We start from the raw sequence: 5,627 nt of genomic DNA, 5'->3' as shown, positions 1-5,627 counted from the left end.
CGGGCGCCTTTGTGAGCAGCTTCGCGAAGAGACCCCGCCTCTTCGGCGACGCCGTCGCGGCGCCGGCCGCAGCGGCCGCGCGCGCTGCCGCCAGCAAGGCCTCACCATAGCTGACCGCCTGCTCCGGGAGCTTGTGCTCCCAGGCGTGCTCGATGAGCTCATCGCTGAGGACGTCTCCGCACAGTTTGAGCGCCGAGCCCCGGAAGCTGGTTTCGTCTACCCCGTCGTACAGGCCCGCGTGGCTGTACTTCGGCACGCCGTCCGACTCGACCAGGGCGACGACGTGGTATCCATCGAAGGTCTTCAGGATTTCGGCGACTTCGTCAGGCGTGCTCGCTTTTCGGACCTCGAGGATCCAACGATTGGCGGCTTCGTCGTGGCCCACGCGCGGCGCGCCCAGGCGCTCGAAGGGCGGTGTGCTGATCTGGGCGAACCGATCGAGGTCGGACTGGCTGGCCGGATCGCCGTCGAAAGACCGCTGAATAGCGCGACGCCATTCGTCCTCGTGGCCGGGCTTGGCGCAAGCCTCCACAAGCAGATCCAACCCCACGCACAACCTCCCCCTGCAGCGGGAGAAAACATAACCATAGGAAGGCGGACGATCAAGAACAGAACTAGAACTCATCCTACTCCAGGCCCTGTGCCATCACGGGTCTGGCGCGCCCGGCAGGACTCGAACCTGCAACCGTCCGCTTAGAAGGCGGATGCTCTATCCGGTTGAGCTACGGGCGCTCGCGGTCGACCTAGTGGGTCCAGGGCGTGCGTCTGCCGAAAGCGAAATTGTCGGCATAGGCCTTGATGATGCGTTTGGCCGGGGCCGGGTCGATCAGCTGGAACGCGATGCCATGGCTCTCGGCATAGCGGACGGCCTCTTCCTTGGTGTCGAACGACAGCTTCACCTGGCTCGACTCGGTGTCGCTGGTGACGGTCCAGCCCATCAGGGGATCGGGCTTGCGCGCGGCCTGCGGCTCGAACTCCAGCAGCCAGTTCGCGGCCTTGGCGCGGCCCGACTGCATGGCGGTCTTCGACGGACGGTAGATGCGCGCGAGCATGCTGTTCTTCAGACCCTCAAATTCCCACCGGCTGGTCGGGGCGGAGAGATTCGAACTCCCGACCCTCTGCTCCCAAAGCAGATGCGCTACCAGGCTGCGCTACGCCCCGAGGGCCGGCGGGCTTGCGATATAGGCGTTTTTCCGTTTCCGCAAACCTGCACAAGCCCAAAGACGCTTAGCCGCGGCGATCCATGAGCTTGAAGATGCCGGATGCGCGGACAATGTCGACGCCGCGGGCGCGAAGCACGCCCTCTGAGAAGGCCACGTCCTTGGTCGCACGCGTCATGCGGGCCTCGCCGATCACCCAGTCGCCCTGGCGGGCCATGTGCAGGAAGTCGATCGACAGGTGGATGGTCACGCCCACCTTGCCCGTGCCAAAGCCGACGGCGCCCGCCAGCAGTCCGTCCGTGAACGCCGACAGCATGCCGCCGTGCACCAGCCCGATGCCGTTGGTGTGACGGGGCAGCGCGTAGAAGGCCTGCGACACCAGCCCGTCGGCCGCCGGCTTGTGGAAATAGGGTCCGTTCACCGTCGAGAACTGTCCGCGGCCGGCCGAGCGCACGAAGCCGGGCGGCGGCTCGGGAATGGTGTCGTCGTCGGTGGTCATTTCGCAGGCATCCGGGGCGGCGTGAGGCGCACCTCATAGAGGCGGGGCCACAGCTTGCCCGTCACGAACAGGCGGTCGCCCTTGCTGTCGTAGGCGATTCCGTTGGGCACCGCGTCGATGTTCGGCTTGCGCCCCGTCTCGGGCAGCGCCGAGAGGTCGACCACGCTCTTCACAACCCCCGTCCTGGGATCGATCCGCACGATCAGATTGGTCTGCCAGATGTTGCCCCAGACCTCGCCCTTCACCCACTCGATCTCGTTGAGGTTGGCCACGGGCCGGCCTTCGGCGGTGATCCGGACGCGGCGGACCTCCTTGAAAGTCTTCGGATCGAGGAACCGCAGGTTCGGCGTGCCGTCGCTCAGGATCAGGTGCTTGCCGTCCTGCGTCAGCGCCCAGCCCTCGCCGGGATACCTGAACGACGAGCGCAGGGCGAAGGTCTTGAGGTCCCACCGGAAGCCAACCTGGTCGCGCCACGTCACGCTGATCAGTTCGTCGCCCCAGTTGACCAGGCCCTCCCCGAACAGTTCGGGCGAGATGGCCTTCTGCTGGAGGACGACGCCATCGGACAGGCGCACGCGGCGGATCGTCGAGCGGCCCTCCAGTCCGGTGCTCTCGTAGAGGTCGCCGCCCAGGTACAGCAGGCCCTGCGTGTAGGCCCGAGCGTCGTGCGGATAGGCGGCCTTCACCTCGACGCCGTGGACAGGGAGCGCGGCGGCCGCCGCCGACGCACAGCCCAGCAGGATCACGGTCAGGAGGGATGATAGGCGCAGACGCAAGGGGCCGGTCTCCGGGGTGGGAGTGGCCTATCTGGGGCAGGCCTGGGCCTCAGGCAAGGCCGCTGTCAGGCGAGATTGGCCGCTTCGATCTCGGCGACGACCAGGCCCTTGGGGCCCTCGGCGAAGCGCACCATGACGCTCTCGCCGGGCTGGAGATCCTCCATGCCCGCACGCCGCAGGGTCTCGATGTGGACGAAGATGTCGCCGGGCTCGGCGTCGCGGACGACGAAGCCATAGCCTTTGGCGCGGTTGAACCACTTCACCTTGGCGCCTTCCAGCGGGCCGGTCGCCGTCACCGGGCGGCGCGCGGGACGGGCGAAGGCGGCGCCTTCGGGACGGGCCGCCGCCGGGCGACGCTCGGCCGGCGTGGCGGAACTCTCGTCGACCAGAACGACCTCGGCCACCTGCCAGCCCTTGGGCCGGCGCACGACGTCACAGGTGATCAGCGAGCCTTCCAGGCAGCTTTCGCGGCCTGACGTGCGCAGGCTGGTGACATGCAAGAGCACGTCCTTGAGGTCGGTCAGACTGGGGTCGTCCGGTACGATGAAGCCGTACCCCTTCCCCGCATCGAACCACTTCACCCGCCCCGAGATCCGCACAGGTGGCGGACCTTCCGCATGCTCGAATTCGAAACCCGCCATATGCCCCTCGGCCCGCAAATCCCGACACAAGGGTCAGGGCCGACTATAACAGTGTTCTTGTAACCCTAATGGCGTCAATGGTGATTCGCGGGCGCGAATGCTGCGCGCGTCAAGCGCGAACACCTGAAAGGGGAAGTCGCGTGGCAGTCCCTAGGGGAGTCGAACCCCTCTCTCCAGGTTGAAAACCTGGCGTCCTAACCGATAGACGAAGGGACCGCTTGCGCGAGAGGCGGCTCTATAGCGACCTTCGATTTGGGGCGCAAGCGGCCGATTGGCGCATTCTGCCGAGGGACGCTCTTCTAGCCGCCGGCCGGCGAAACCGGCCTGCGCGTCGGCCTACCGCGCTCTCGGGTCCGCGACATCCTCGATCTCGAGCTCGACCCCTTCCCGCCCCTGCCAGTCGTCGGGTTTCAGCTTGCCGACCACGTGGACGGCGCCGCCCTCCTGAAGAAGGCGACGGCCGATCTCGGTGTCCTCGCAGCGCCAGGCCACCGCCTTGAGTCGCCCGCCCGAGCCGTCCGTGAGCGTCACCCGCACGTGGCCGCCCCGCAGGGCCATGGGACGCTCGACCCGCACGTCGGCGGCGGCGAAGACCGGCTCGGGATTGCCCGGGCCGAAGGGGGCCAGGCGCTGGAACTCTGTCCAGAGGCCGCGGTCCGCGCCGCGCGTGGTGACCAGGGCGTCGATATCGAGACCGTCCTCGGCGGCCGCCGCCTGGGCCTCGTCGGCCATCCTCTCGCAGAGGAAGGCGCGCAGCTCGGGGATGGCGCCGGGCCGCACTGAGAGGCCGGCGGCCATCGCGTGGCCCCCGCCGGCCAGCAGCAGGCCCTCCTCGTAGGCGGCCTGGACGGCGCGCCCCAGGTTCACGCCGGGCTGCGACCGGCCCGACCCCTTGCCCACGTCGGCCGCCCGATCGATGCCGATCACGATCACCGGCTTGCGGTAGCGCTCGCGCAGGCGCCCCGCGACGATCCCGATGACGCCCGGGTGCCAGTCGTCCTCGGCGACCACGAGACAGGGGGCGTCGGCCTGGTTGCTCTCGCGCTCGATGTTGCGGATCGCAGCCTCCTGGACCTCGGCCTCCACCTGCTTGCGCGAGGCGTTGAGAGCATCCAGTTCGCCGGCGAGAACGGCCGCCTCCTCGGGATCGTCGGTCGACAGCAGGCGCGCGCCCAGGTCGGAGCGGCCGATCCGGCCCCCGGCGTTGATTCGCGGACCCAGCAGGTAGCCGACGTGGAACACCGAGGCGGGCCCCTTGGCCTTGGCCACGTCCATCAGCGCGCTGAGGCCAGGGTTCGCCCACCCCGACATCACCTTCAGGCCCTGGGCGGCGAGCGCGCGGTTGAAGCCCACCAGCTGGGTCACGTCGCAGATGGCGCCCATGGCGGCCAGGTCCAGCCACGCGCGCAGATCGGGCTCGGGCCCCGAGAACAGACTGCGGCGGCGCGCCTCGCGGTTCAGGGCGGCCAGCAGCACGAAGGCCACACCGGCGGCCGCCAGATGCCCCTGCCCCGAGGTGTCGTCCGGACGATTGGGGTTCACCAGCGCGGCCACCGCAGGGATCTCGCCGGGGCGCATCAGGTGGTGGTCGATCACCACCACGTTGAGGCCGATCTCGGCGGCGCAGGCCAGGGCGTCGTGCGCCGCGGCCCCGCAGTCCACCGTGATGACCAGGTCGGCGCCTTCGGCCTTCAGGTGGCGGAATGCGGCCGGCGACGGTCCGTAGCCCTCGGTCATGCGGTCGGGCACGTAGATGGACAGTTCGAGGCCCATGACCCGGAACCAGCGCACGATCAGGGCGGCCGAAGAGGCGCCGTCCACGTCATAGTCGGCGAAGACCACGACGCGCTTCCGGGCCTGGAGAGCGTCGACCAGGATCTCGGCGGCCCGGTCCATGTCGGCGAACGAAGAGGGGTCGGGAAACAGCGCCTTCAGGGTGGGATTGAGGAAGTCGGCGCAGGTCTCAGGCGTGACGCCCCGCGAGGCGAGCGCCCGGGCAAGCGGCTCGGAAAGGCCGTGATTCAGCTGGTGACTGCGGGTGATCTCGGGCGCAGCGGCGCGCTGGCGCCAGAGACGACCGGACAGCGAGCGCGTCACGCCGAGATAGCCCACGTTCGCGCTTCCGTCCGCCATCAGCCTGTCGCCTTCGCCAGAGGGCACTATCGGTCGCCTGGGCGCGAGTCGCCAGGAATTGCGCAAGCTGGAGACGCCTTGCGCGCCGCAGGCGCCGTCTTGATTCAACCACGAACCCCACGAACCACACGAACATGCGGTCGCGCGCTCCGAGCTGTGGCCTGGGAGCGTTCGTGTGGTTCGTGGGGTTCGTGGTTCGAAATGGAGTGCGCTTCGCGCGGGTGGGGCGTCAGCCGGAGGGGCGCCAGGGCGGTTTCGAGGGACGCGCCTGGGTGTGATCCGGGGCCGTCGCGTGCAAGCCGGCGGTGAAGGCGCGGGCGGCGGCGTTGGCGGCGGCGACGTCTTCGGGTGTGGCGGGTTCGGGGTCGGGGAAGAAGGTGGGCGCCGGCAGGTCTCGCCAGCGTTGGGCGTAGTCGTC

7 protein-coding genes and 3 tRNA genes are annotated in these 5,627 nt (G+C 69.0%); all 10 read right to left on the bottom strand.

Features of this window, described 5'->3' with window-relative positions:
• A partial coding sequence (locus tag EPN98_RS16630) for a hypothetical protein (protein WP_293364032.1) occupies positions 1-550 on the bottom strand: 550 nt, incomplete at its 3' end.
• Between the two features lie 105 nt (positions 551-655).
• A tRNA-Arg gene (locus EPN98_RS16625) sits at positions 656-732 on the bottom strand.
• An 11-nt stretch (positions 733-743) separates the two neighbouring features.
• The gene (locus tag EPN98_RS16620; RefSeq protein WP_293364031.1) at positions 744-1,052 is read right to left on the bottom strand and encodes an ETC complex I subunit; all 309 of its coding nucleotides are present in this window, start codon (positions 1,050-1,052) and stop codon (positions 744-746) included.
• Positions 1,053-1,084: 32 nt separating this feature from the next.
• Positions 1,085-1,161 (bottom strand) — tRNA-Pro (locus EPN98_RS16615).
• Between the two features lie 66 nt (positions 1,162-1,227).
• Positions 1,228-1,659 (bottom strand): PaaI family thioesterase, encoded by a 432-nt coding sequence (locus tag EPN98_RS16610; protein WP_293364030.1) that lies wholly within the window; start codon positions 1,657-1,659, stop codon positions 1,228-1,230.
• Positions 1,656-2,435, bottom strand: a complete 780-nt coding sequence (locus tag EPN98_RS16605) for a glutaminyl-peptide cyclotransferase (protein WP_293364029.1) — start codon at positions 2,433-2,435, stop codon at positions 1,656-1,658. The genes EPN98_RS16610 and EPN98_RS16605 overlap by 4 nt, the downstream gene beginning before the upstream one ends.
• Positions 2,436-2,500: 65 nt before the next feature.
• Positions 2,501-3,076 (bottom strand): cold-shock protein, encoded by a 576-nt coding sequence (locus EPN98_RS16600; protein WP_293364028.1) that lies wholly within the window; start codon positions 3,074-3,076, stop codon positions 2,501-2,503.
• 141 nt (positions 3,077-3,217) lie between these two features.
• Positions 3,218-3,292: transfer RNA gene (locus EPN98_RS16595), tRNA-Glu, on the bottom strand.
• Positions 3,293-3,412: 120 nt separating this feature from the next.
• Entirely contained in the window at positions 3,413-5,209 is a 1,797-nt protein-coding gene (gene recJ, locus EPN98_RS16590; RefSeq protein ID WP_293364027.1) for a single-stranded-DNA-specific exonuclease RecJ, read from the bottom strand.
• Between the two features lie 229 nt (positions 5,210-5,438).
• The coding region (locus EPN98_RS16585) for a hypothetical protein (protein ID WP_293364026.1) at positions 5,439-5,627 on the bottom strand (189 nt) is incomplete at its 5' end.

The sequence above is a fragment of the Phenylobacterium sp. genome (assembly GCF_004299445.1).
Classification (GTDB): Bacteria; Pseudomonadota; Alphaproteobacteria; order Caulobacterales; family Caulobacteraceae; genus Phenylobacterium.
Note: the sequence above shows the minus strand (reverse complement) of the source record. Positions and strands in the feature narration are given on the sequence as shown.

Coding starts and splice junctions, on each gene's coding strand:
- EPN98_RS16620 (WP_293364031.1), bottom strand. CDS start 1,052: ATGCTCGCGCGCATCTACCGTCCGTCGAAGACCGCCATGCAGTCGGGC.
- EPN98_RS16610 (WP_293364030.1), bottom strand. CDS start 1,659: ATGACCACCGACGACGACACCATTCCCGAGCCGCCGCCCGGCTTCGTG.
- EPN98_RS16600 (WP_293364028.1), bottom strand. CDS start 3,076: ATGGCGGGTTTCGAATTCGAGCATGCGGAAGGTCCGCCACCTGTGCGG.
- recJ (WP_293364027.1), bottom strand. CDS start 5,209: ATGGCGGACGGAAGCGCGAACGTGGGCTATCTCGGCGTGACGCGCTCG.